This window comes from Kitasatospora sp. NPDC032150 (assembly GCF_055579945.1).
In genome coordinates this window covers 81,275-106,096 of sequence record NZ_JBVIMH010000023.1, presented here as the reverse complement: position 1 = coordinate 106,096, position 24,822 = coordinate 81,275, and the positions used below count along the sequence as shown (strand labels likewise).

Annotated in this window: 14 protein-coding genes and 1 other RNA gene; 13 read left to right on the top strand and 2 right to left on the bottom strand. The window is 72.1% G+C overall.

The annotated features are described in order from the left end of the window. Positions 1-400 precede the first annotated feature (400 nt). Positions 401-5,365 carry an NAD-glutamate dehydrogenase gene (locus ACZ5ON_RS25065; RefSeq protein ID WP_465596815.1) on the top strand — a complete coding sequence of 1,655 codons (4,965 nt, stop codon included), beginning with the start codon at positions 401-403 and terminating at the stop codon, positions 5,363-5,365. A gap of 320 nt (positions 5,366-5,685) precedes the next feature. Here ACZ5ON_RS25065 and ACZ5ON_RS25060 read toward each other — a convergent pair whose 3' ends face one another. Beyond that, entirely contained in the window at positions 5,686-8,559 is a 2,874-nt protein-coding gene (locus ACZ5ON_RS25060) for an FtsK/SpoIIIE domain-containing protein (protein WP_465596812.1), read from the bottom strand. 398 nt (positions 8,560-8,957) lie between these two features. Between ACZ5ON_RS25060 and ACZ5ON_RS25055 the strand changes: the two genes are divergently transcribed. The 3 genes from ACZ5ON_RS25055 to prfB all read left to right on the top strand — a co-directional run bounded on the left by ACZ5ON_RS25055 (position 8,958) and on the right by prfB (position 13,425). After that, positions 8,958-10,817 carry a serine/threonine-protein kinase gene (locus tag ACZ5ON_RS25055; RefSeq protein ID WP_465596809.1) on the top strand — a complete coding sequence of 620 codons (1,860 nt, stop codon included), beginning with the start codon at positions 8,958-8,960 and terminating at the stop codon, positions 10,815-10,817. A 158-nt stretch (positions 10,818-10,975) separates the two neighbouring features. Beyond that, positions 10,976-12,274: a serine/threonine-protein kinase gene (locus tag ACZ5ON_RS25050; protein ID WP_465596806.1), complete on the top strand. Its 1,299-nt coding sequence runs from the start codon at positions 10,976-10,978 to the stop codon at positions 12,272-12,274. Between the two features lie 35 nt (positions 12,275-12,309). Continuing rightward, positions 12,310-13,425, top strand: coding sequence for a peptide chain release factor 2 (prfB, locus tag ACZ5ON_RS25045; RefSeq protein ID WP_465596803.1), 1,116 nt, complete (start codon positions 12,310-12,312; stop codon positions 13,423-13,425). 135 nt (positions 13,426-13,560) lie between these two features. Here prfB and ACZ5ON_RS25040 read toward each other — a convergent pair whose 3' ends face one another. Continuing rightward, positions 13,561-13,758: a hypothetical protein gene (locus tag ACZ5ON_RS25040; protein ID WP_344636343.1), complete on the bottom strand. Its 198-nt coding sequence runs from the start codon at positions 13,756-13,758 to the stop codon at positions 13,561-13,563. Between the two features lie 341 nt (positions 13,759-14,099). Between ACZ5ON_RS25040 and ftsE the strand changes: the two genes are divergently transcribed. The 9 genes from ftsE (at position 14,100) to ACZ5ON_RS24995 (ending at position 24,813) form a co-directional block, all read left to right on the top strand. Beyond that, positions 14,100-14,789, top strand: coding sequence for a cell division ATP-binding protein FtsE (ftsE, locus tag ACZ5ON_RS25035; protein WP_465596800.1), 690 nt, complete (start codon positions 14,100-14,102; stop codon positions 14,787-14,789). 54 nt (positions 14,790-14,843) lie between these two features. Then, a complete protein-coding gene (ftsX, locus tag ACZ5ON_RS25030) occupies positions 14,844-15,752 on the top strand; it encodes a permease-like cell division protein FtsX (protein ID WP_344636341.1) in 909 nt (302 codons plus the stop codon). A gap of 98 nt (positions 15,753-15,850) precedes the next feature. Continuing rightward, positions 15,851-16,957, top strand: a complete 1,107-nt coding sequence (locus ACZ5ON_RS25025; RefSeq protein WP_465596797.1) for a S41 family peptidase — start codon at positions 15,851-15,853, stop codon at positions 16,955-16,957. A gap of 92 nt (positions 16,958-17,049) precedes the next feature. Beyond that, positions 17,050-17,526, top strand: coding sequence for an SsrA-binding protein SmpB (gene smpB / locus ACZ5ON_RS25020; protein ID WP_465596794.1), 477 nt, complete (start codon positions 17,050-17,052; stop codon positions 17,524-17,526). Positions 17,527-17,606: 80 nt separating this feature from the next. Then, positions 17,607-18,923 carry an alpha/beta hydrolase gene (locus ACZ5ON_RS25015; RefSeq protein ID WP_465596791.1) on the top strand — a complete coding sequence of 439 codons (1,317 nt, stop codon included), beginning with the start codon at positions 17,607-17,609 and terminating at the stop codon, positions 18,921-18,923. Between the two features lie 114 nt (positions 18,924-19,037). Continuing rightward, positions 19,038-19,416, top strand: a transfer-messenger RNA (tmRNA) gene (gene ssrA, locus ACZ5ON_RS25010). A gap of 372 nt (positions 19,417-19,788) precedes the next feature. Next, positions 19,789-22,110 (top strand): HelD family protein, encoded by a 2,322-nt coding sequence (locus ACZ5ON_RS25005; protein ID WP_465596878.1) that lies wholly within the window; start codon positions 19,789-19,791, stop codon positions 22,108-22,110. Positions 22,111-22,566: 456 nt separating this feature from the next. Next, positions 22,567-24,039, top strand: a complete 1,473-nt coding sequence (locus ACZ5ON_RS25000; RefSeq protein WP_465596788.1) for an NAD-dependent malic enzyme — start codon at positions 22,567-22,569, stop codon at positions 24,037-24,039. 492 nt (positions 24,040-24,531) lie between these two features. Beyond that, positions 24,532-24,813: an HU family DNA-binding protein gene (locus tag ACZ5ON_RS24995; RefSeq protein ID WP_045303480.1), complete on the top strand. Its 282-nt coding sequence runs from the start codon at positions 24,532-24,534 to the stop codon at positions 24,811-24,813. Positions 24,814-24,822 lie beyond the last annotated feature (9 nt).

The window sequence follows — 24,822 nt, the reverse complement described above, 5'->3', positions numbered from 1 at the left end:
ACGGGGCGGGTGAGTGAGCGGCGGTTCAGCCCTGGGAAGCGCGGCTCGGGTGCGGATCGGACCCCTGGGGGCACGCCGAATCTGACAGTGCCTGACAAGGCGCCAGGTGACTTTGGACAAGATGTCCAGGTGGACTCGATCTTCCTATGACTTTGTGCCTTGATGTCCCCTGACACCTTCGTTTGGTGCGGCTAGGCTTTCTGGCGTCGTCGGGTTGGCAATCCGGGCCAAACGACCTCACGTACCCAGATGGAGGGCAAGTCATGCGTGACATGGCCGCCTTTCGTAATCGCCCATTAGGGCGGAATCTGGATCATGAGGGAGGATTGCAGACAGACCCGGCGGTGCACACCCGACACCACCGAGTCACGCAACGGCGCGCGACAGGAGCCAGACAGCCATGCAGACCAAGCTGGACGCAGCCAAGGCCGAACTGCTGACCAAGGCAGCAGCAGCCGCTGAGAACAGCCAGGTGGGGGGAGCGGTACAGGGGGAGGGCCTGAGCAACGGTGCTCTGACCGCGTACCTGCACCACTACTACCTCCACACCGCGCCCGAGGACCTGATCGACCGGGACCCGGTCGACGTCTACGGCGCGGCCGCCTCCCACTACCGGCTGGGGCTCAAGCGGCCCCAGGGGACCGCCGAGGTCCGGGTGTACACCCCGACCGTCGAAGAGAACGGCTGGTCCTGCGGCCACACCGTGGTCGAGGTGGTCACCGACGACATGCCCTTCCTGGTCGACTCGGTCACCAACGAGCTGACCCGCCAGGACCGCGGCATCCACGTGGTGGTCCACCCGCAGCTGGTGGTCCGGCGTGACATCACCGGCAAGCTGCTGGAGATCCTGGACATCGACGCCTGCGCCCGCAGCCAGGCCGCCGGTGCCGAGTGGCCGGCCGACGCCGTGGTCGAGTCCTGGATGCACATCGAGATCGACCGCGAGACGGACCGCGAGGACCTCCGCTCGATCGAGGCCAACCTGCGCCGCGTCCTGGGCGACGTCCGCGAGGTCGTCGAGGACTGGACCAAGATGCGCGACAGCGCGCTGCGCCTGGCCGACGAGCTCGCCGAGCAGCCTCCGGCGCACCTGGCCGAGCAGGAGGTCGGCGAGGCCTGGGAGCTGATGCGCTGGCTGGCCGACGACCACTTCACCTTCCTCGGCTACCGCGAATACCTGCTGGCCGAGCACCAGGGCGAGGAGGTGCTGCGGGCGGTCCCCGGCACCGGCCTGGGCATCCTGCGCTCCGACCCGGTCAGCCACGACGCCGACCACCACCCGGTCAGCGAGGCCTTCGGCCGGCTGTCCGCCCCGGTCCGCGCCAAGGCGCACGAGAAGAAGCTGCTGGTGCTGACCAAGGCCAACAGCCGTGCGACCGTGCACCGCCCGGCCTACCTGGACTACGTCGGCGTCAAGAAGTTCGACGCCAACGGCGAGGTCATCGGCGAGCGCCGCTTCCTCGGCCTGTTCTCCTCGGCCGCCTACACCGAGTCGGTCACCCGGATCCCGGTGGTCCGCCGCAAGGTGCAGGAGGTGCTGGCCGGCTCCGGCTTCAGCGGCGAGAGCCACGACGGTCGCGACCTGCTGCAGATCCTGGAGACCTTCCCCCGGGACGAGATCTTCCAGACCCCGGCCGAGGGCCTGCTCTCCATCGCGTCCAACGTGCTCTACCTGCAGGAGCGCCGCCGGCTGCGGCTGTTCCTGCGCCAGGACGAGTACGCCCGCTACTTCTCCGCGCTGATCTACCTGCCGCGCGACCGGTACAACACCAGGGTCCGCGAGCGGATCACCGCGATCCTCAAGGACGAGCTCAACGGCGACACGATCGACTACACGATCTACTCGACCGAGTCCGTGCTCACCCGCCTCCACCTGGTGGTCCGGGTCACCAAGGGCAGCGAGCTGCCCCAGCTCTCCGACACCGACGTCGAGCGGATCGAGGCCAAGCTGGTCGAGGCCGCCCGGTTCTGGATGGACGGCCTCCACGACCAGCTGCACCTGGAGCTGGGCGAGGAGAAGGCCGCCGAGCTGGGCCGCAAGTACGCCAACGCCTTCCCCGACGGCTACCGCGCCGACTTCACCGCGCGCACCGCCGTCGCCGACCTCAAGCACATCGAGTCGCTGAGCGGCGAGGGCGACTTCCGGCTCAACCTGTACCAGCCGGTCGGCGCCGGCGACGACGAGCGCCGCTTCAAGATCTACCGGGTCGGCGGCCCGATCTCGCTCACCGAGGTCCTGCCGGTGCTGCAGCGCCTGGGCGTCGAGGTGCTGGACGAGCACCCGTACGCGCTCACCCGCGCCGACGGCACCACCGCCTGGGTGGTCGACTTCGGTCTGCGGCTGCGCGAGGCCACCGGCCTCACCGAGGAGGCCCGCGAGCGCTTCCAGGAGACCTTCGCGGCCACCTGGACCGGCCAGGCCGAGAACGACCGCTTCAACGAGCTGGTCATGACCGCCGGGCTGAACTGGCGGCAGGCCGTGGTGCTGCGCGCCTACGCCAAGTACCTCCGCCAGGCCGGGAGCACCTTCTCCCAGGACTACATGGAGGACGCGCTCCGCAACAACACCCACACCACCCGGCTGCTGGTCAACCTCTTCGAGGCCCGCCTGAGCCCCGGCCACCAGTCGGGCGCCCGGGAGCTGACCGAGGGCATCCTGGAGGAGCTGGACGGCGCCCTGGACGAGGTCGTCTCGCTGGACGAGGACCGCATCCTGCGCTCCTTCCTCCACCTGATCAAGGCCACCCTGCGGACCAACTTCTTCCAGCACGACGCCGAGGGCAACTGGCACTCGTACGTCTCGATGAAGCTCGACCCCAAGGCCATCCCCGACCTGCCGGCCCCGCGCCCGGCCTTCGAGATCTGGGTCTACTCGCCCCGGGTCGAGGGTGTGCACCTGCGCTTCGGCAAGGTCGCCCGCGGTGGTCTGCGCTGGTCGGACCGGCGCGAGGACTTCCGCACCGAGATCCTCGGCCTGGTCAAGGCCCAGATGGTCAAGAACACCGTGATCGTCCCGGTGGGCGCCAAGGGCGGCTTCGTCGCCAAGCAGCTGCCGGACCCGTCGGTGGACCGCGACGCCTGGCTGGCCGAGGGCATCGCCTCGTACAAGACCTTCATCTCGGCGCTGCTGGACATCACCGACAACCTGAAGGCCGGCAAGGTCGTCCACCCCGCCGACGTGGTCCGCCACGACGAGGACGACACCTACCTGGTCGTCGCCGCCGACAAGGGCACCGCGACCTTCTCCGACATCGCCAACGGTGTCGCCGAGTCGTACGGCTTCTGGCTGGGCGACGCCTTCGCCTCCGGCGGCTCGGCCGGCTACGACCACAAGGGCATGGGCATCACCGCCCGGGGTGCCTGGGAGTCCGTCAAGCGCAACTTCCGCGAGCTGGGCGTGGACACCCAGGCGCAGGACTTCACCGTGGTCGGCATCGGCGACATGTCCGGTGACGTCTTCGGCAACGGCATGCTGCTCAGCGAGCACATCCGCCTGGTCGCCGCCTTCGACCACCGGCACATCTTCCTCGACCCGAACCCGGACGCCGCGACCTCGTACGCCGAGCGCCGCCGGCTGTTCGAGCTGCCGCGCAGCTCCTGGGACGACTACGACAAGTCGCTGATCTCGGCGGGCGGCGGCGTCTTCCCGCGCAGCGCCAAGGCGATCCAGCTGAGCCCGCAGGCGCGTGCGGCACTGGGTGTCGAGGCGACCAAGCTCACCCCGGCCGACCTGATGAAGGCCATCCTGCAGGCGCCCGTCGACCTGTTCTGGAACGGCGGCATCGGCACCTACGTCAAGGCGGCCGCGGAGAGCAACGCCGAGGTCGGCGACAAGGCCAACGACGCCATCCGGGTCAACGGCTCCCAGGTCCGCGCCCGGGTGATCGGCGAGGGCGGCAACCTCGGCTGCACCCAGCTCGGCCGGGTCGAGTACGCCGCGTCCGGCGGCCCCGAGGCCCCTTCAACCGGTCAGGGGACCGGCGGCTGGATCAACACCGACGCCATCGACAACTCGGCCGGTGTGGACACCTCGGACCACGAGGTGAACATCAAGATCCTGCTCAACCAGCTGGTGGCCGACGGCGACATGACCGTCAAGCAGCGCAACGCCCTGCTCGCCGAGATGACCGACGAGGTCGGCCGCCTGGTCCTGCGCAACAACTACGCGCAGAACGTGGTGCTGGCCAACGCCGTCAAGCAGGCGCACAGCCTGGTCAACGTGCACGCGCGCATGATCAACCGCCTGGAGGCGGACGGCCAGCTCGACCGCGCGCTGGAGTTCCTGCCGACCGAGCGCCAGATCCGTGAGCGCCAGGCGTCCGGCCGCGGGCTCTCCCAGCCCGAGCTGTCCGTACTGCTCGCGTACACCAAGATCGTGCTGGCCGAGGAACTGCTCGCCACCGACCTGCCGGACGACCCGTACTTCCGCACCCTGCTGCAGGAGTACTTCCCGACCGCGCTGCGCACCCGCTTCCCCGAGGCGATCGACAAGCACCCGCTGCGCCGGGAGATCATCACCACGCTGATCGTCAACGACACGATCAACCGCGGTGGCTGCACCTTCGCCTTCCGCCTCCGCGAGGAGACGGGGGCGACCATGGCCGAGATCGTCCGCTCGCACACCGCGGCGCGCGCCGTCTTCGGTCTGGAGACCATCTGGGACGAGGTCGAGGGCCTGGACAACCAGGTGTCGGCCCGGATCCAGACCAAGATGCGGCTGCACTCCCGCCGGCTGGTCGAGCGGGCCACCCGCTGGATGCTCAACAACCGGCGCCAGCCGCTGGACATCGCCGCCACCATCGAGTTCTTCCGCGACGGTGTCGAGCAGGTCTGGAGCAGCCTGCCCAAGCCGCTCCGCGGCGAGGACCTGACCTGGTTCGACTCGGTCTACCAGGAGCTGACCTCCTCCGGCGTCCCGGAGAGCCTGGCAACCCGGATCGCGGGCCTGTCCTCGGCCTTCCCGACCCTGGACATGGTCGGGGTCGCGGACAGCGCGGACGCCGAGGTCTCCGAGGTCGCCGAGCTCTACTACGACCTCGCCGACCGCCTGCAGATCAGCCACCTGCTGGACCGGATCATCGACCTGCCGCGTACCGACCGCTGGTCCTCGATGGCCCGCGCGGCCATCCGCGAGGACCTCTTCGCGGCCCACTCCGCGCTGACCGCCGACATCCTGGCGTGCGGCCCCGGGGGCGCCACCCCCGAGCAGCGCTACGAGGCATGGGCCGAGGAGAACAGCACCCTGCTGAGCCGGGCGCGCACCACGCTCGACGACATAAGGGGTTCGGACAACTACGAGCTGTCCAGCCTCTCGGTCGCGATGCGGGTGATCCGCACGCTGCTGCGCACGGGCTCGATGCGCTGAGTCTGCCGACAGCCTGACGAGGGCGGTACCGGGTTCTTCCCGGTACCGCCCTCGCGGGTTTCCGGGGCAGGGCGGATGAACTGTCAGGGGCGCGGGGAACGGCGCGGGGTGGAAGGCGGTCGTGCCGCGCTGAACCCGGGTGCGGGAGTCGCGCCCCCGGGACCGTGCAAGTTCGGACATCCGGGATGCGGTACGTCCCCGGAGGATTGGGCCGCGCAGTTCCCCGCGCCCCTGAGGGCTCACGCTCACCCACGCCCCCGGGGGCTCACCCGCGCCCCTGAGGGCTCACCCGCGCCCCCGGGGGTTCGCTGCGCGCCCCGTCAGGGGGCGGTGGCGGCGCGCTGGAGGGCGCTGGCGAGGAGGGCGAGGTCGGTCGGGCCGTTGCCGAGCTCGCGGACCGGCCGGCGGGTCGGCGGAGCGCCGAGCTGCGCCGGGTCGATGGCCACGACGGTCGGCCGGAGCGTCGCGGTGCGCGGGATGCGCCCGCTCACCCTGGCGGCCTGGAAGGCCGCCACTCCGCCGTCGGGCCGCCGCAGGTAGCCCCGGCCGGGGGTGCTTTCGGGGAGGGCGGCGGCATCGCCGAGGTGGATCAGCAGGTCGGAGTCGGCCGGGTCGGCCGTTCGCAGGGCGATCCGCAGCTGGGCCGCCTCGTCGACCTCCGTACCGGCGGTCTCCTCGGGGGAGCCGGTGCTGACCGCCAGGTGCACCCCGAGTCGCCCGCCGCGCCGGGCGACGGCCGCCAGGGCGCGGGCCAGTGGCCGTCCGGCGGGGGAGGTGGGGGCGAGCAGCGCGTCGTAGTCGTCGACCACCACGACCAGTCGGGCGGGTGCCGGCGGCCGGACGTCCGCCCCGGTGCGCGGCCCGGCCGCCCGGGAGGTGGCACCGGCGCCCGCCAGGGCGGCCGGGCTGACGCCGCCCGCGATGACCAGGGCCGCGCCGGGCGTACCGCCGAGGACGCGGGTGGTGTGCCAGGAGGTGAAGTCGAGGTCGCCGAGCACGGCCTCGCGCCGGTCCAGCTCGTCCAGTAGCCACTCGGCGGTGAGCAGGGCCTGCCGGGGCTCGGCGGTGGCGTCCAGGTGCTCGGTCACGTGCGGCAGGTCGGTGCAGCTGAGCAGGCCGGACGGGTCGTCCGGGCCGGTCGAACCGCGTCCCTCGACGACCATGATCCGCAGTCGCTCGGGCCGCTCCGAGACGGCGAGCGAGGCGACCAGCGTGCGCAGCAGCTCGGTCTTGCCGGAGCCCTTGGCCCCGCCGACGATCAGGTGCGGCCCGGCCGCCTCGCCGCCGGTGAAGGACGGCGGACCGGCCAGGTCGGGGTCGGCGAGGTCGATGGTGCAGTGGTCGTCGCGGGTGGTGCCGAGCAGTGCGGTGGCGGTGCCCGGGCTGGCGGGCAGGGCGTCCCAGCGGGCGGAGAGCTTGGCGGGGGTGACGGTGTCCAGCCGCAGCAGGTCGAGCAGGCGCAGCGCGTCCGGCAGTGGGCCGCGGCTGGTCGGGGAGGTCTCGGTGAGCGGGGCGAGGACCCGGGCGAGCCGCTCGGCCCAGGCGGCGGAGACGGCGTCCAGCGAGACGTCCTCGATCACCTCGCGGCCCCCGTCCGCCGGGCGGTGGACGGTGAGCTGGGTGGCGACCTCACCGGTGATGCGTGCGGTGGCGCCGAGGCCCGGCGGCAGCTCGTCGGGGTGCTCGGCCAGGAAGAGCGGGTGGACCGCTCGGCGTCGGGCGAGCAGCAGCTCCAGGGCGCGGCGGGCGGCCGGGCTGCCCGGGTCGCCGTCCACCAGCAGGACGGTGGCGGGCGCCGCGGCGGTGGTCTCCGGGCCGGTGCGGGCGGTGAGTTCGGTGAGGCGGGCCTCGGCCTGCTCGGGGCCGAAGCCGACCAGGAGCCTGCAGTCCTGCCCGTGGGCGGGCCGCAGGTGCGGCAGCCACAGGGCCCAGGACCAGTCGGCCACGGTCTCCTCGGTGCTGAGCAGGACCAGGCTCAGGGCACTCGGCGGGTGCAGGGCGGCGAGCTGGGCGACGGCCGCGCGGGCCAGCCCGAGCAGCCGGGCGCGCGGTCCCGTCAGGCCCAGGCTGCCGGCACCGCGCAGGTCCACCGTGACCGGGACGGAGGGCAGCACGGTGCCCGGGGCCGTACCGGGACCGCCGGGCCGGTCGGCGGTGCCGAGCCGGAGGACGAGCGCGTCGGGGTGGGCCGGGGTGCGCTCCCAGAGCCGGGGGCCGGTGCCGAGCGCCGTGAGCAGTAGCTGGGCCGGGTCGGGCCAGCGCTCGCGCTGGGCGGCGGTCTGCCGCAGCCGGGCGGCGGCGTGCTGCCGGGCGGCGCTGGGCTGTGGGTCGGGCGCGGCGGAGCGGCCGAGAGTACGGGAGAGCAGGGCCCGGGCGCGCCCGCCGGGGGAGGGCGGTTCGGGGGCCGGGGGCGCCGCCGGCTCGGCGGGCAGCGGCCTGGCGGGCGGTGCGGGGGCGATCTCGAGGCGGCCCTGCCCGTCCGGTACGGGCTGCCGGGCGGACCCTGACATCTCCCCTAGACCGGGGTGGGCGGCTGGACCGGGGTGGGCGGCGGCGCCGGGCCGGGCGACCTGCAGGGTGGACTCGCCGAGCCGGATGAGCCCGTCCTCGGGCAGGTCGTCGGCGGCGCCGCGGAGGAAGTGGCCGTCCACCGTGGTGCCGTTGGTGGAGCCCAGGTCACGGACCGTCACCCGGCCGTCGGGGGCCAGGTGCAGGGCCAGGTGCAGCCGGGAGACGTCGGGGTCGTCCAGTGGTACGTCGGCCTGGCTGGAGCGGCCGACCTGAATCTCCTCGCCGTGCAGCCGGTGCACGCCGCCGGCGTCCGGGCCGCCGACGATCCGCAGCTCGGGCAGGGCCTCGTCGACGGGCTCGTCGGCGTCGGGGTCGGGCTCGTTCAGGGAGAGGACGGTGCCGTCCAGCAGCGGGGGGTGGCCGAGCAGTGCCTGGTCGTCGAGGCGCTGGGTGCCCGCGTAGAGGTGCACGTGAGTGGCGGAGCGCGGGCCGCGTACGCCCACCGCGCCCGCGAGGGCGCCCGCGACGGAGCCGAGCGCGGTGCCCGCGGGGGCGGTGACCAGGACGTCGGTGGTGGATCCGGCGGCGGCCGAGCCGCTGCGGGGTCGGAGGACGGTCAGCCGGATCTGCATCTCGCCCGGTCCCTTCTGCTCGTCTAGGCCCTGCCGGTCGACCTCGGGCACGTGATCAGCCGGGCACTGCCCGGAGCCCCGCACTCCGGGTCGTGCCGTCAGTGGAAGATCGACCGGCCGGGGCTGACCGGGGCCGTGCCCTTGCCTGCCGTCACACGTGTGGCGCATGCCATCCTGCCACCAGGGAGGGACAGCGCGCGCCCGGTACCGGATTTGACGATCTTGCGATGATCGCCATGGTGGAGCCGACGGGCAGTCAGGTCAACCTGCTCGCTGTCCCACCCCTAGGGGAGACCCCTGAGCCGCGCCCGGCCCGGTCCGCGGCGCGGTCCGGCGGCTGCCTCGGAAAGCCGAGCGGACGCGGTTAGAGTTTCCGGGAACACGGGCCCGCAGCCCGTCGCGAACGGGCCCCTCCTCGGCCGATGGAGGGCGCGGAGGGAGAGTCACAGGTGCGGCCAGTCGGCAGCAAGTATCTGCTTGAGGAGACCCTCGGGCGCGGGGCCACCGGCACCGTGTGGCGCGCCCAGGTGCGGGAGGACGCCGCGGTACCCGGGATCGAGCCCGGGCGGCCGGTCGCGATCAAGATACTTCGCGAGGAGCTGGCGGCCGACCCGGACGTGGTGATGCGGTTCCTGCGCGAGCGCTCGGTGCTGCTGCGGCTCACCCACCCGAACATCGTCCGGGTGCGCGACCTGGTGGTCGAGGGCGAGCTGCTGGCGCTGGTGATGGACCTGGTCGAGGGGCCGGACCTGTTCCGCTACCTGCGGGCCAACGGGCCGTTCAGCCCGGTCGCGGGCGCGCTGCTGATGGCCCAGATCGCGGACGCGCTGGCCGCCAGCCACGCAGACGGCATCGTCCACCGGGACCTCAAGCCGGCCAACGTGCTGCTCGCCACCATCACCGTGGACGGTGCCGAGCGGATGCACCCGATGCTCACCGACTTCGGCATCGCCCGGCTCGCCGACTCCCCGGGCATCACCCGCAGCCACGAGTTCGTCGGCACCCCCGCGTACGTCGCTCCGGAGTCCGCCGAGGGCCGCCCGCAGACCGCCGCGGTGGACGTCTACGGCGCCGGGATCATGCTGTACGAGCTGGTCACCGGCCGCCCGCCGTTCGAGGGCGACAGTCCGGTGGCGATCCTGGCCGCGCACATGCGCGAGGAGCCGCAGCGCCCGCGCACCGTGCCCGAGCCGCTGTGGACCGTGATCGAGCGCTGCCTGCGCAAGAACCCGGCCGAGCGCCCCAGCGCGGTCTCGCTGGCCAACGCCCTTCGGGTGGTCGCCGCCGGGATCGGGGTGCACTCCTCGCCGGCGGCCGTGGACGCGGCGATCGAGGTCGGCGCGCTGCTGCGGCCCGACCCGGCGCTGGCCTCCTCCTCCGCTCCCGAAGCTGCCGCCGTCGCCGGGCCCGGCCTCGGCGACGCCGCCCCGACCCAGGTGCTGCCCACCGGCGCGGGCGGCTACGACCCCGCGGCCGCCACCCAGGTCTTCGGCGGGGCGCCGCAGCAGTACGGGGCGCAGGACCGCACCCAGGTGATGGGCGCCCAGCCGGGCGCCGAGGACCGGACCCAGCTGATGGGCACCCAGCCCGGCGGGCCCGCGGACCGGACCGCGGTGATGCCGCCGGTGCCTCCGGCCGGGCCCGCCGCCCCGCCGCAGGCCGAGACGCCGCACCCGTGGCAGACCCAGCTGCGGGCCGCCAGGGACCGCAACCAGCAGACCGAGATCGGCTACTTCGACCCCGAGGAGCTGGCCGCCCCGCAGGTGGCCCCGCCCCCGTACCAGGCACCCCGCCCGGGGCAGCCGCCGTACGGCCCGCCGCAGGGGCGGCAGCGCCCCGGCTACGCCGAGCGGCCGCCCGTCGCCCCGCCGCCGTACCGGGGGAACCAGGGCGGCCCGGGCCGGCCGCCGTACGGCGGCCCGCAGCCGTACCCGCAGGGTTACCAGCAGCCGAGGCCCCCGCAGGGTTACCAGCAGCCGTACCCGGCGCCCGCGCCCCAGCCCGCCCCCGCGCCCGGCCCGGCCCGGCGTGCCGAGCCCGCGCCGCCGCGCCGGGCCGAGCCGCCGGCTCCCCGGCCGCGCGACCCCGAGCCCCGGCGCGAGCCTTCGGCGCGCGAGCCGCGCCGCCGCAGCCCCAACAGGATGTACATTCCGGGCCTGGGGTGCCTCAAGGGCTGCCTGATGGTGCTGCTGATCCTCGCCGTGGCGGGGGTGGCGCTGTGGAACTTCACACCGCTCCCGCACTACTGGGACACCGTGCACGGCTGGTACACCAGCGTGAGCGACTGGATCGGCAAGTACACGAAGTAGCTGACGGCCCGGCAGTTCGTGACTCTGTCACTATGTCGACAATTCACGATATTTGTCGTCAACTGGCCTCCCCCGGAGCCCTCCCGGCGTCTCCCGGAGGCCTCCGGGGCGCGTAGGTTGGTCGCTGAGCACCGACCTACCGAGCCCACGGAGCAGCATTGGCACGCAAGATCGGCAGCCGGTACACCGTCCACCAGGTGATCGGCCGGGGTTCCGCAGGGACCGTCTGGCTCGGCGAGGGGCCGGACGGGCCGGTCGCAGTCAAGCTGCTGCGCGAGGACCTGGCGTCCGATCAGGTCCTCGTCGGCCGCTTCGTCCAGGAGCGGGCCGCCCTCACCGGCCTGGACCACCCCCGGGTGGTCGGCGTGCACGACATGGTGGTCGACGGCAGCGACCTGGCCCTGGTGATGGAGCTGGTGCAGGGCACCGACCTGCGCACCCGGCTGGAGCGCGACGGCGTCCTCAGCCCGGAGCACGCCGTCTCGGTGATCGCCGACGTCGCGGACGGCCTGGCCGCCGCGCACGCGGCCGGGATCGTGCACCGCGACGTCAAGCCGGAGAACGTCCTGCTGGACCTCGCCGCCCCGCCCGCGACCGGTGGCGCCCCGCGCGCCAAGCTCACCGACTTCGGCATCGCCCGCCTGGTCGACGCCCCGCGCCGCACCCGCGCCACCCGGATCATCGGCACCCCCGACTACCTCGCCCCCGAGATCATCGAGGGCCTGGAACCCCGGGCCGCCGTCGACATCTACGCCCTGGCCACCGTGCTCTACGAGGTCCTGGCGGGCTTCACCCCGTTCGGCGGCGGGCACACCGGGGCGGTGCTGCGCCGGCACGTCACCGAGTCCGTGCCGCCCGTCCCGGGGCTGCCGGACGGCCTCTGGCGGATCATCGCCGAGTGCCTGGCCAAGGCCCCGGCCTCCCGGCTGCGCGCCGCCGAGCTGGCCGAGCGGCTGCGCGAGCAGCTGCCCGCGCTGAGCGGGCTTCCGCCGCTGGCCGTCCCGGCGCAGGGCAAGCCGCCCGCCGAGGAGGCGATCACCCCGGGCGAGGCGGTCTACGCCGAGACCGACGCGGGTCCCGGCACCCACCGCCGCCGCCGCGGTCCCGCCGTACCGCTGGTCCCGGGCCCGTCCCCGGACTCCACCCGCGACACCCACACCAGCCTGCGCCGCCCCTCCCCGAACGAGCTGGCCTCGTACGCGGCCGAGTCGGACGCCCAGCGCAGTGCCGCCCCGAGCACCCCCCGAAAGGGCCGCCGGGCCCTGGTGCGGCGCCGCCGGACGATAGCGGCGCTGATCGCGGTGGTGCTGCTGGTGGCGGGAGCGGCGGCCGCGTTCGCCGCCTTCGCAGGCGGAGGCGGGGGTCGCGGCGGCGGCCGGGCGGGCATGGTGAGCCCGGTGAGGAGCGTTCCGGTGGCCCCGAGCCCCTTGGATGCGCCCTCGGTCCCCCGGTTGTAGCCGAGCTTGCCCGCGGAGCCATTAGTCTTGGTTACGTGGCAGCCGTCGATCCTTCCGAAGAGCTCAAGAACCTCGAGTCGACCATGGGGTCGATCGAGGCCGTCCTCGACCTGGACAAGATCCGGGCCGACATCGCACGCCTGGAGGAGGAGGCAGCCGCCCCCGACCTGTGGGACGACGTCGCGAACGCGCAGAAGGTCACCAGCCGGCTCTCCTTCCTGCAGGGAGAGCTGCGCAAGGTGCAGACCCTGCGCGGCCGCGTCGACGACCTGGCCGTGCTGTTCGAGCTGGCCGAGTCCGAGGACGACGCGGACACCCGCGCCGAGGCCGAGAGCGAGCTGGTGGCCGTCAAGAAGGCGGTCGAGGAGCTCGAGGTCCGCACCCTCCTCTCCGGCGAGTACGACGCCCGTGAGGCCCTGGTCAACATCCGCGCCGAGGCCGGTGGCGTGGACGCCGCCGACTTCGCCGAGCAGCTGATGCGCATGTACCTGCGCTGGGCCGAGCGGCACGGCTACTCGACCGAGGTCTACGACACCTCCTACGCGGAGGAGGCCGGCATCAAGTCCGCGACCTTCACCGTGAAGTCCCCGTACGCCTACGGCACCCTCTCGGTCGAGCAGGGCACCCACCGCCTGGTGCGCATCTCGCCGTTCGACAACCAGGGCCGCCGCCAGACCTCCTTCGCCGGTGTCGAGGTCCTGCCGGTCGTGGAGCAGAGCGACCACGTCGACATCGACGAGGGCGATCTGCGGGTGGACGTGTACCGCGCCTCCGGCCCCGGCGGCCAGGGCGTCAACACCACCGACTCGGCGGTCCGGATCACCCACCTGCCGACCGGCATCGTGGTCTCCTGCCAGAACGAGCGCTCGCAGATCCAGAACAAGGCCTCCGCGATGAACGTGCTCCAGGCCAAGCTGCTGGAGCGGCGCCGCCAGGAGGAGAAGGCCGCGATGGACGCGCTCAAGGACGGCGGCAGCTCCTGGGGCAACCAGATGCGCTCGTACGTCCTGCACCCGTACCAGATGGTCAAGGACCTGCGCACCGAGTTCGAGGTCGGCAACCCGCAGGCCGTGCTGGACGGCGACATCGACGGCTTCATCGAGGCCGGTATCCGCTGGCGCAAGCAGCGGGAGACCGCGGCGGCCTCCTGATCGGGAGGACATCGGCCCCGACGGACGGCCGGTACGGCGTCGGGGCCTGCGGCGTGTGCGGCGCAGCGTGCCGCAGGTCGAAGGCGTAACGTGAAGGGCCCCCGGATGACCGGGGGCCCTTCGGTGTCCTGGGGTCTACTGGGCCAGCGCCTGCCTGGCCAGCAGGGCCACCGCGAGCAGCCCGAACAGCAGGGCGATCAGGGTGGCGGGCGTCAGTGCGGCCAGGGGGCCCTGCTCCTGCCGGAGTCGGGCGCGGTTGGCGCGGCACACCGGGCAGCGGCCCTCGCTCACGCGGCCGTTGCAGTTGGCGCACACCAGATGGTCGCAGGTCATGCGATCTCCTCCTTGCTGCTAAGCCAACGCACCGGACGCGGCTTCGGTTCCGCTTCTTTCCACTGTGCCAGGTTCTGGACAGTACGGCCCGTGGGCTGTGAAATCGCTCGCAATTTTTGGGGCAAAACCGGACATTCACCTCAGGCTTCCGGGTGGGGCCTGCGAGTCCTCACGCGGGTCGCGTATGGTCCCAGGCTGAAGGAGGGGCAGACGGCCGCTCCTGCCGACCGAGGAAAGGCGCCACGGGTCGCGCCCTCCGGCCCCTGAGTCTAACGATCGGGTCACGGAGGTTTGGCCGAGCCGGACGCCGTTCCACCTAGGATGGCCACCGTGATGCAGCCGTGATCAGATTCGACAACGTCTCCAAGACCTATCCCAAGCAGAACCGTCCCGCCCTGTCGGACGTCTCGCTAGAGATCGAGAAGGGCGAGTTCGTCTTCCTGGTCGGCTCCTCGGGGTCGGGCAAGTCCACCTTCCTGCGACTGTGCCTGCGCGAGGAGCGCCCGAGCACCGGCGCGGTGCACGTGATGGGCAAGGACCTCGGCAAGCTGTCCAACTGGAAGGTGCCGCACATGCGGCGCCAACTGGGCACGATCTTCCAGGACTTCCGCCTGCTGCCGAACAAGACCGTCGCGCAGAACGTCGGCTTCGCCCTCGAGGTGATCGGCAAGCCGCGCAGTGCCATCAACAAGGTGGTGCCCGAGGTCCTCGACCTGGTCGGCCTCGGCGGCAAGGAGGACCGGATGCCCGGTGAGCTCTCCGGTGGTGAGCAGCAGCGCGTGGCGATCGCCCGGGCCTTCGTCAACCGTCCGATGCTGCTGATCGCGGACGAGCCCACCGGTAACCTCGACCCGCAGAACTCGGTCGGCATCATGAAGCTGCTGGACCGCATCAACCGCACCGGAACGACCGTCCTGATGGCCACTCACGACCAGGCCATCGTCGACCAGATGCGCAAGCGGGTGATCGAGCTCGACAAGGGGCTGCTGGTCCGCGACCAGGCCCGCGGCGTCTACGGCTACCAGCACTGAGACGCCCCGCCCGCCACGTCGCCCCACCCGCATTGACCCTGGAGTGAGAAAAGCATGCGCGCCCAGTTCGTCCTGTCGGAGATCGGTGTCGGTCTCCGCCGCAACCTGACGATGACCATCGCGGTCGTCGTCAGCGTCGCGCTCTCGCTCGCCCTCGCCGGTGCCAGCCTCCTGGTCAGGGACCAGGTCAACTCGATGAAGGGTTACTGGTACGACAAGGTCGAGGTGAGCATCTACTTCTGCACCAAGTCCGACGCCAAGACCTCCGCCCAGTGCTCGGCCGGTGCCGCCACCGACCAGCAGGTCAAGGACGTCAAGACGCAGCTGGACAAGATGCCGCTGGTGCAGTCGTCCACCTACGAGAGCTCGGCGGAGGCGTACAAGCGCTGGAAGGACACCAACCCGGACAACCCGCTGCTCGCCGCGGTCGGTGCGGACGCGATGCCGCAGTCCTGGCGGGTGAAGCTGAACGACCCGGAGAAGTACGACGTCGTGCAGAGCGCCTTCGCGGGCAAGCCGGGCGTCAAGTCGGTCGAGGACCAGCGCAAGATCCTGGAGAACCTGTTCGGTCTGCTGAACGGCCTTCAGACCGCGGCCTTCGTGATCATGGTGCTGATGCTCTTCGTGGCGCTGCTGCTGATCGTCAACACGGTCCGGGTGTCCGCCTTCAGCCGGCGCCGCGAGACCGGCATCATGCGCCTGGTCGGTGCGTCGAACTTCTACGTCCAGATGCCGTTCATCGCAGAGGCCGCGTTCGCCGCACTGCTCGGCGCCGTCATGGCCTCCGGGCTGCTGCTGGCCGGGCACTTCTTCGTGCAGAACTTCCTGGCCCAGCGGGTGCAGTTCATCCACTTCATCGGGCTCTCCTCGGTGCTTACCGTGATCCCGCTGCTGGTCGTGGTGGGTATGGGCATGGCCGGCATCGCCGCCTTCATCACCCTGCGGAAGTACCTGAAGGTCTGACCCGGCGTCGGCCACGGCCCCGGAACGGCAGCGCGCCGTTCCGGGGCCGTTCCGCGTTCGGCCACCGCGGCGGGCCGGTGCGCCTAGACTCCGGTGCCATGGCACGGACACCGAGCGGGGTACGGCAAGGCGCCACACTCACTCTGGTGTTCGGCGCCGTGCTACTGGCGGGCGCGGCCACAGGTGCCTGGGGCGAACCGCCCGGGCCGCCCCGGCCGGTCTCGATGGACACCACGCGCCGGGCCGTCGACCTGACCCCGCAGCAGGCCGAGCGGTTCGCCGCCACCGGGGGCGACCCGTGGGCCGCGTACTACGGCCCGGAGGCGTACCGGGACTTCGTCCAGGGCCGGTACCCGGGGGTGGGCCTGACGGTCGGGCGGCTGCCGGACGGCGGCACCGCCGTCTCCCAGGTGCAGCCCTCCGGTCCGGCCGAGCGGGCCGGGATCGCGGCTGGCGACCGGCTGCTGTCCGTGGACGGCGTGCCGACCGACCGGCTGCCGGTCACCGAGGTGGTGGCCCGGCTGCGCGGCCGGGGTCGGGGCGACCGCGGGGCGGGCTCCGTCGTCGCGCTCGGCGTACAGCGTCCGGGTGGCCCGGTGCGGCAGCTGGCGCTCCGGCGGCAGATGCTGGCGGCACAGGAGGTGGCGGTGGAGCACCCGCGACCCGGAGTGGTCCGGGTCGCCGTCCGGGGCTTCACCGACGGCGTGGCCGAGCAGGTTCGGGCGGCCGTCCGAGGCGCCCGCGGCGTGGTGCTGGACCTGCGCGGCAACTCCGGCGGCCTGGTCGAGGAGGCCGCCCGGACCGCCTCGGTCTTCCTGGACGGCGGCCCGGTGGGCTGGTACGAGTCGCGGGGCGAACGGCACGAGCTGACGGCGGCCCGGGGTGGCGACACCGCCACCCCGCTGGTGGTCCTGGTCGACGGCGGCACCATGAGCGCGGCCGAACTGCTCGCGGGCGCCCTGCAGGACCGCTGCCGCGCGGTGCTGGTCGGCGTCCGCACCTTCGGCAAGGGAACGGTCCAGCAGCCCAGCCGGCTCGCCGACGGCTCGGTCCTGGAGCTCACCGTCGGCCGCTACCACACCCCCGCCGGCCGCACCCCGGACGGCACCGGCCTGACCCCCGACGTCCCGCTCCCCGCCGGCGGCACCCCGCAGGACGCGCTGGCGCTGGCCGACACGGTGCTCTCCGGACTGGGCCGGGGTTGAGGGCCTGTCCGGCGGACGTCCCGGGCCGGGTGCGAAACCAGCGGCAAAAGGGGCTGCCGACCGGTCTCGCGAAGTGCGAGAATGTCCGCGCTATGGCAAAGGAAAAGGGACAGAAGCTGATCGCCCAGAACAAGCGGGCGAGGCACGAGTACACGATCCTCGACACCTACGAGTGCGGCCTGGTGCTCACCGGCACCGAGGTGAAGTCGCTGCGCGAGGGTCGTGCCAATCTGGTGGACGGCTACGCGTACATCCAGGGGCGCGAGGCGTGGATCGACAACGTCTTCATCCCCGAGTACACGCAGGGAACGTGGACGAACCATGCCGCCCGCCGCAAGCGCAAGCTGCTGCTGCACAAGATCGAGATCCGGAAGATCGAGTCCAAGGTGCGGGAGACCGGTCACACCCTGGTGCCGCTCTCCCTCTACTTCAAGGACGGCCGGGTCAAGCTCGAGCTGGCGCTGGCCGTGGGCAAGAAGCTGTACGACAAGCGGCAGACGCTGCGCGAGAAGCAGGACCGCCGAGAGGCCGACCGCGCGGTCGCCGCGGCCCGCCGCCGTCAACGCTGACATGTCCCGGGACTGTCGCAGTTTCGTCCCAAGGACGCCTGCCGGACGGACCCGCGGCGGATCGTAAGTACGATCGCCCGGTGAATGTCTCCCTGCTTCAAGGCTGGCTCCCGGTCACGATGAAGGTCGTGGCCGTGCTGGCGCTGCTGGCGGCGGTTGGCTGGCGCGACTCCCGGTGGCGGCTTCGCCGACTGCCGGTGGCGCTCGGCGTGACCGTGCTGCTCACGGTGCTGGCCGCCCTCGGTGTGCTCTACCTGTCCGGGATCACCGATCCGCTGCCGTTCAGCCTGTGGGTCTGGACGGGCGTCGCGATCATGGCGCTGACCGTCCTGGTGGTCGGCTGGCGCGGCGGACGCTGGTGGCAGCGCGCCTCGGTGCCGGTGGCCGTCCTGGTCGCGGTCGCCACCGGCGCGAACGTGATCAACCAGGAGACCGGCTACTACCCGACCGTGGGCGATGCCATCGGGGAGCTGACCGACCAGCCGCTGCCGAGCCAGATCACCGTGGAGCAGGCGAAGAGCATCACCGGCAAGACCAGCACCGGCCGGATCGTCACGGTGGACATCCCGACCACGGCCAGCAACTTCAACCACCGCCAGGAGCTGGTCTACCTGCCGCCGGCCTGGTTCCGCAGTGCGAGCAGGCCCAAGCTGCCGGTGATCGAGATGATCGGCGGCGAGTTCTCCGCCCCCGACAACTGGATTCGGATCGGCAACGCGGCGCAGACCGCCGACGCGTACGCCAAGAAGCACAAGGGCTTCGCGCCGGTCATGGTCTTCGTGGATCCCAGCGGCGGCTTCAAGGTGGACACCGAGTGCGCCAACGGCCCGGCCGGGAAAGCCCAGGACCACCTGATAAAGGACGTGCCGCCGTACGTCGAGAGCACCTTCGGCACCGCCACCGACCCGCGCAAGTGGGGCGTGGCCGGCTGGTCCATGGGCGGCACCTGCGCCCTCACCATGGCGGTGACCCACCCGGCGGTCTTCGGGCACTTCCTCGACATCTCCGGCGACCTCGGGCCGAACACCGGCAACAAGGAGCAGACCATCGCCAAGCTGTACGGCGGTGACGCCGCGGCCTGGGCCGCCAACGACCCGATGACGGTGCTCGCCCACCACGCGAAGTTCCCGAAGGGCGTCACCGCGATGCTGATGGCCGGGGACCAGGAGACCCGGCAGACGACCCAGATGAAGCAGCAGCTGGAACCCGCGCTGCACAAGGCCGGCTACTCGGTCCACCTGACCGTGCTGCCCGGCAAGCACGTCTGGCAGTTCGCCGCCGGCGCCTTCGCGCACGACTTCGCGGTGCTCGCCCAGCAGGTCGGCACCCCCGGCTCCCGGCCGACGGCCGCCACCGCCAACAAGCCGGAGCCGGAGCCGGCGCCGAGCCTGCCGTGACGACGGCCGCCGGCCTGCCGTAATGAGCTGGACCCCTGCCGGTTGCTGCGCGTACCATGGCCGAAGCAACACCGCAGGGGTCCGTTCCTGCGGCGCTGTTTCTCAACAAAACATGGGGATGATCGGTTTCGACAGGGGAAGTCGAAACAGGGGAAGCGAGCCGAGGAACGCGGCAATGATCTCGTTAACCATCTGTCGCAAAAAAATAATCGCCAACTCTAAGCGCGATTCCCAGCAGTTCGCTCTCGCTGCCTGATCAGCGACAGTGAATGGGTGTCAGCCCGGGGCGTTCCCGACCCGGATCCTGGCATAATCTAGGGAACTCAACCCTCCTCCCGGGCTGCGGGGGAGGCGGGGAAATCAAACAGCAGCTGGGCCTGTTGGCGGCTTGTCCGTGTGACCGCCAGGGCCGAGAAAAGCACAGCGGACTGCGCTCGGAGAAGCCCTGAATCCACTCCACTGGACCCGGGTTCGATTCCCGGCATCTCCACCATCCCATGTGCACATGAGCCGTCCTCCGTTCCGGAGGGCGGCTCTCGTGTTTCGTTCTCCGTGAGCGGTCGGTCCGGCCGAGCCTCCTCCGCGAGCGGCCGGGCGCGACACGGCGGGGCCGGAGGACGACCCGGCTCCGGGCGCTCGCGCGGTGTCCCCCGCACGCCCGACCGTGTTCGAGGGACGTGATCCATCGCGCCTCTGCGGCATGTCCCGTTGTGAGGTGGCCTGGCGTAGGATCATCCGTCCGCCTTCTCTCCCGCAGAGCGGCGATCCATCACCCGCAGGACGCACCTCAGGGGGCTCTTTGGGCGCGCACGGCTCAGCCCAGCAGTTCACCGCCGCAACCACCGAGGCCATGCACAGCACCGCCATGCACAGCACCAGCACCGCCGGATCCACTGCCACCGGCGTCATCGACAACGAGGGCGACACCGTCCGCGACCGTGAGATCGCCGAGGAGCAGCGTCACCTCGACACCGTCTACCACCGTCTCGAGGAGAAGCTGGCCGAGGCCGAGTACATCCTGGAGGACGCCGCGAAGCGGGTCCAGATCGGCACGCCCGGCGCACTCGCCGAGCGCGACGCCCAGGTCTACCGCGCCGGAGCCCACCTGCACCGCCTCAACAGCGAGTTCGAGGACTTCCTGTTCGGCCGGGTCGACCTCCAGCAGGCCGACGCGCCCGAGGAGCACGGCATCCCGTCGCAGACCCCGCTGGACCCGGCCGACCCGGCCGTCGCGGAGACCCTGCACATCGGCCGCCTCGGTGTGCTGGATGCCGAGTACGGCCCCTTGGTGATCGACTGGCGGGCCCCCGCCGCCGCGCCGTTCTACCGCGCCACCCCGGTCGAGCCCGGCCGGGTGATCCGCCGCCGGGTGATCCGCTCCAAGGGCCGCAGGGTGATCGGCGTCGAGGACGACCTGCTGCGCCCCGACCTCACCCCCACCCTGGACGGCCGCGAGCTGGCCGTGGTCGGCGACGGTGCGCTGATGGCCTCGCTCGGCCGGGCCCGCAGCCACTCGATGCGCGACATCGTCTCCTCCATCCAGAAGGAGCAGGACGAGGTCATCCGCGCCGCCGCGGCCGGGGCCACCCTGGTCACCGGCGGCCCGGGCACCGGCAAGACCGCGGTCGCCCTGCACCGCGCCGCCTTCCTGCTCTACCAGGACCGCCGCCGCTACGCCGGGGGCATCCTGGTGGTCAGCCCGACCCCGCTGCTGGTCTCCTACACCGAGGGCGTGCTGCCCGCGCTGGGCGAGGAGGGCCAGGTGGCCATCCGCGCGGTCGGCAGCCTGGTGGACGGCATCGAGGCGGAGCGGTACGACACCCCCGAGGCCGCCCACGTCAAGGGCTCGGCCCGGATGGTGCAACTGCTGCGGCGGGCGGCCCGTGCCGCGCTGGAGCTGGACGCGCCGACCGAGCTGAAGGTCTTCGCCCGGGGCGAGGCGCTGCGGCTGGACGCCGGCCGCCTCAAGGCGGTGCGCGGCAACGTGGTCGGCGGCGGTGGCACCCCGCTCAACCTGCTGCGCCCGCGCGCCCGCCGCCTGCTGCTGGACGCGCTCTGGCAGCAGGCGACCAAGCACCTGCCCAAGCCCGTCAGCCACTTCGAGCGGGAGCAGCGCCAGGAGGAGCGGGAGGCCTTCGACGAGTACGTCTCGGACGAGGCGTCCTTCCTGGACTTCCTGGACGCCTGGTGGCCCGCGCTGACCCCGCGCCGGGTGCTGGCCACGCTCAAGCACGCCCGGCACACCAACCGGATCGCCCGCCGCGCCGTCACCCCGGACGAGGCCAGGCTGCTCGCCGCCTCCTGGCGCCACCTGACGGACCGCGGCGACGGCGCGCTCTCCACCCACGACGCGGCGCTGATCGACGAGCTGCAGCTGCTGCTCGGCGAGCCGGCCCGTCCGAAGGCGCGCGAGGTGGACGCGGTCGACCTGCTGACCGGTCTGGAGGAGGTCACCACCTTCGCCGACCGCACCGCCCGCCAGCGGGATCGGGCGCCGGTCGAGCGCCGCGAGTACGCCCACGTGATCGTGGACGAGGCGCAGGACCTCACCCCGATGCAGTGGCGCATGATCGGCCGTCGCTCCCGGATGGCGACCTGGACGATCGTGGGCGACCCGGCGCAGTCGTCCTGGCCCTACCCGCAGGAGGCGCAGGCCGCGCTGGACGAGGTGCTCGCCGGCAAGCCGCGCCGCCGCCACACCCTCACGGTCAACTACCGCAACCCCGCCGAGATCGCCGAGGTCGCGGCCAAGGTGCTGGCGCTGGCCGCACCGGGGACGCCCTCGCCGAGCGCGGTCCGCTCGACCGGGATCGCGCCGCGGTTCGCCGCCGTGCACGACCCGGCGCCGGAGGCGTTCGCCGAGGCCGCCCGGGCCGAGCTGACCCGGCTGCTGGCCGAGGTGGACGGCACGGTCGCGGTGGTCGTTCCGATGGACCGCCGGGCCGAGGCGGCCCGGTGGGCCGAGGGGCTGGGCGACCGGGTGGTGGCACTGGGCAGCCTGGAGGCCAAGGGCCTGGAGTACGACGCCACGGTGGTGGCCGACCCCACCGGGATCGCCGGCGAGTCGGAGGCCGGTCTGCGGGTGCTGTACGTCGCCCTGACCCGGGCCACCCAGCGCCTCACCGTCCTCTCCGGCCCGGACGACCTCCCGGACTCGGACGGCGTGCCGGCACTGCTGCACGGCTAGCGGCCCCGGGGCGCGGCTCCCGCGCCCCGGCCCGTCCCCGTCAGCCGGCCCGCCCGTCCGCGCGGGCGGAGTTGACGGCCCGCCAACGACGAAGGCCCCCGCCGGTGGCGGGGGCCTTCGTCTCACGTAGGTGACACCGACCCGCCATGCTCGCCTCGCGGCAAGTGGTCGCTCGAAGCGACGAAGGTTGGGCCCGGGGGCTTGGATCGAGCCGGTGTCCCGTCCAATGTAACGCATCGCCGGACGAAGGCCAGCCGCCCGCGGCGGTTTCTCCGCCTCCGGGCCCGATGACCGGATAGTCCGTTGTGGGGCCCGTGCAATTAATGACCAATATTTCTGACTACCCACTGGTAGGTGCGACGATCGAGGTCTAGCGTGCGCGGGGCCGACTGCAACGGGATGTTGAAGCCGGGGTCCTGCTGCCAACCCTCTTGAGTGGATGGAAGAAGGACGTCGATGGCGACGGTGCCAAGTGTCTCGAACTCGATCACGGTGCGTCTGGAGGTCCCGGCCACCGGCAACGCCGTGAGCTCGATCACGACGGCCGTCGAGTCCTCCGGTGGCTCGGTGACCGGTCTGGACGTGACCGCCTCGGGGCTGGAGGCCCTGCGGATCGATGTGACCGTGGCGGCCGCGTCGGTCGCGCACGGCCAGGAGATCGTGGAGAAGCTCCGGGCGATCGAGGGCGTCTCGATCGGCAAGGTCTCGGACCGCACCTTCCTGATGCACCTCGGTGGCAAGATCGAGATGTCGTCCAAACTGCCGATCCGCAACCGTGACGACCTCTCGATGATCTACACCCCGGGTGTCGCCCGGGTCTGCATGGCGATCGCCGAGAACCCCGAGGACGCCCGCCGCCTCACCATCAAGCGCAACAGCGTCGCCGTGGTCACCGACGGCTCCGCGGTGCTGGGCCTGGGCAACATCGGCCCGCAGGCCGCGCTGCCGGTGATGGAGGGCAAGGCGGCCCTGTTCAAGCGTTTCGCGGGCATCGACGCCTGGCCGATCTGCCTGGACACCCAGGACGCCGACCAAATCGTCGAGATCGTCCGTGCGATCGCCCCGGGCTTCGCCGGCATCAACCTGGAGGACATCTCCGCCCCGCGCTGCTTCGAGATCGAGGCCCGGCTGCGCGAGGCCCTGGACATCCCGGTCTTCCACGACGACCAGCACGGCACCGCGATCGTGGTGCTGGCCGCGCTGACCAACGCGCTGCGGGTGGTCGGCAAGGAGATCGGCGACATCCGCGTGGTGATGTCGGGTGCCGGCGCCGCCGGTACCGCGATCCTCAAGCTGCTGCTGGCCGCCGGTGTCGAGCACGCCACCGTGGCGGACGTCCGCGGTGTGGTGCACAGCGGCCGTGACGACCTCAACGACAGCCTGCGCTGGATCGCCGAGCACACCAACCGCTCGGGCCGTACCGGCAGCCTCAAGGAGGCCGTGGCGGGCGCGGACGTGTTCATCGGGGTCTCGGCCCCGAACGTGCTGGACGGCGACGACATCGCCGCCATGGCCGACAACGCGATCGTCTTCGCGCTGGCCAACCCGGACCCGGAGGTCGACCCGGCGGTGGCCCGGCAGAGCGCCGCCGTGGTCGCCACCGGCCGCAGCGACTTCCCGAACCAGATCAACAACGTGCTGGTCTTCCCCGGCGTGTTCCGCGGCCTGCTGGACGCGCAGAGCAAGACGGTCAACACCGACATGATGATCGCCGCCGCCCGGGCGCTGGCCGCCACCGTCCTGGACGACCAGCTCAACGCCAACTACATCATCCCCAGCGTGTTCCACCCGGACGTGGCCAAGACGGTGGCCGCCGCCGTCCGGGAGGCCGCGCTGGCCGCCCGCGGGGGCGAGCCGGCCCCGGAGAAGCCCACCCCGGGCATCGTCGGCACGCTCGACACCACCTCGTTCCCGGCCATCAAGATCTGACCGGAGTGTCGGCCCGGCGTGTCGCACAGCCGGTCAAATGTGCGATTAGCTACCAAAACCCCCCTTACACGCCCCGAACCCTTGCGACACAAGGGGAAGGGGCGTGTTTGGGCTTGTCGGTGCCAGGGCGTACGGTAGCCCTGCACGGGGCGGCGTGTCCGACAAGTACGGAACGTCCCTTCCGGCGTCCCGGCGTGTCGTCCCGACCGCCGCCCGCTCCGGTCCGCCGGAGCCGACGGAGTGTCACAACTCCGTCCGGCGGGCGCTGTTCGGGTCAACCTCGCCGGATCCCGATTGGCTTTCTCAGTGCCGGTCGGGGCAGGATTCGTACCCAGGCAGTGCGGTTTGAGGCGCTTCGGGGTGCAAGCCCGACCCCTGACCAACCCTCGCCTGAACGAGCACAGTGTGCGGACCAGCGGCCTGCCGGGTGCCCCCGGAGGGGGACCGGTGGGGCCCCCGCACACGCAACGCGAACAGACCACAGGAGTACACATGAACCGCAGTGAGCTGGTGGCCGCTCTGGCCGACCGTGCCGAGGTGACCCGCAAGGACGCCGACGCCGTGCTGGCCGCCTTCGCCGAGGTCGTCGGTGAGGTTGTTGCCAAGGGTGACGAGAAGGTCACCATCCCCGGCTTCCTGACCTTCGAGCGCACCCACCGTGCCGCCCGTACCGCCCGTAACCCGCAGACCGGTGACCCGATCCAGATCCCCGCGGGCTACAGCGCCAAGGTCAGCGCTGGTTCGAAGCTGAAGGAAGCCGCCAAGGGCAAGTGACGCCGGGCT

What these genes read in the sequence shown, in the direction of transcription:
- ACZ5ON_RS25065 (WP_465596815.1), top strand. Translation starts at nt 401, where the DNA reads ATGCAGACCAAGCTGGACGCAGCCAAGGCCGAACTGCTGACCAAGGCA.
- ACZ5ON_RS25025 (WP_465596797.1), top strand. Translation starts at nt 15,851, where the DNA reads ATGGCACGGACACCGAGCGGGGTACGGCAAGGCGCCACACTCACTCTG.
- smpB (WP_465596794.1), top strand. Translation starts at nt 17,050, where the DNA reads ATGGCAAAGGAAAAGGGACAGAAGCTGATCGCCCAGAACAAGCGGGCG.
- ACZ5ON_RS25005 (WP_465596878.1), top strand. Translation starts at nt 19,789, where the DNA reads ATGCACAGCACCAGCACCGCCGGATCCACTGCCACCGGCGTCATCGAC.
- ftsX (WP_344636341.1), top strand. Translation starts at nt 14,844, where the DNA reads ATGCGCGCCCAGTTCGTCCTGTCGGAGATCGGTGTCGGTCTCCGCCGC.
- ACZ5ON_RS25040 (WP_344636343.1), bottom strand. Translation starts at nt 13,758, where the DNA reads ATGACCTGCGACCATCTGGTGTGCGCCAACTGCAACGGCCGCGTGAGC.
- ACZ5ON_RS25000 (WP_465596788.1), top strand. Translation starts at nt 22,567, where the DNA reads ATGGCGACGGTGCCAAGTGTCTCGAACTCGATCACGGTGCGTCTGGAG.
- ACZ5ON_RS24995 (WP_045303480.1), top strand. Translation starts at nt 24,532, where the DNA reads ATGAACCGCAGTGAGCTGGTGGCCGCTCTGGCCGACCGTGCCGAGGTG.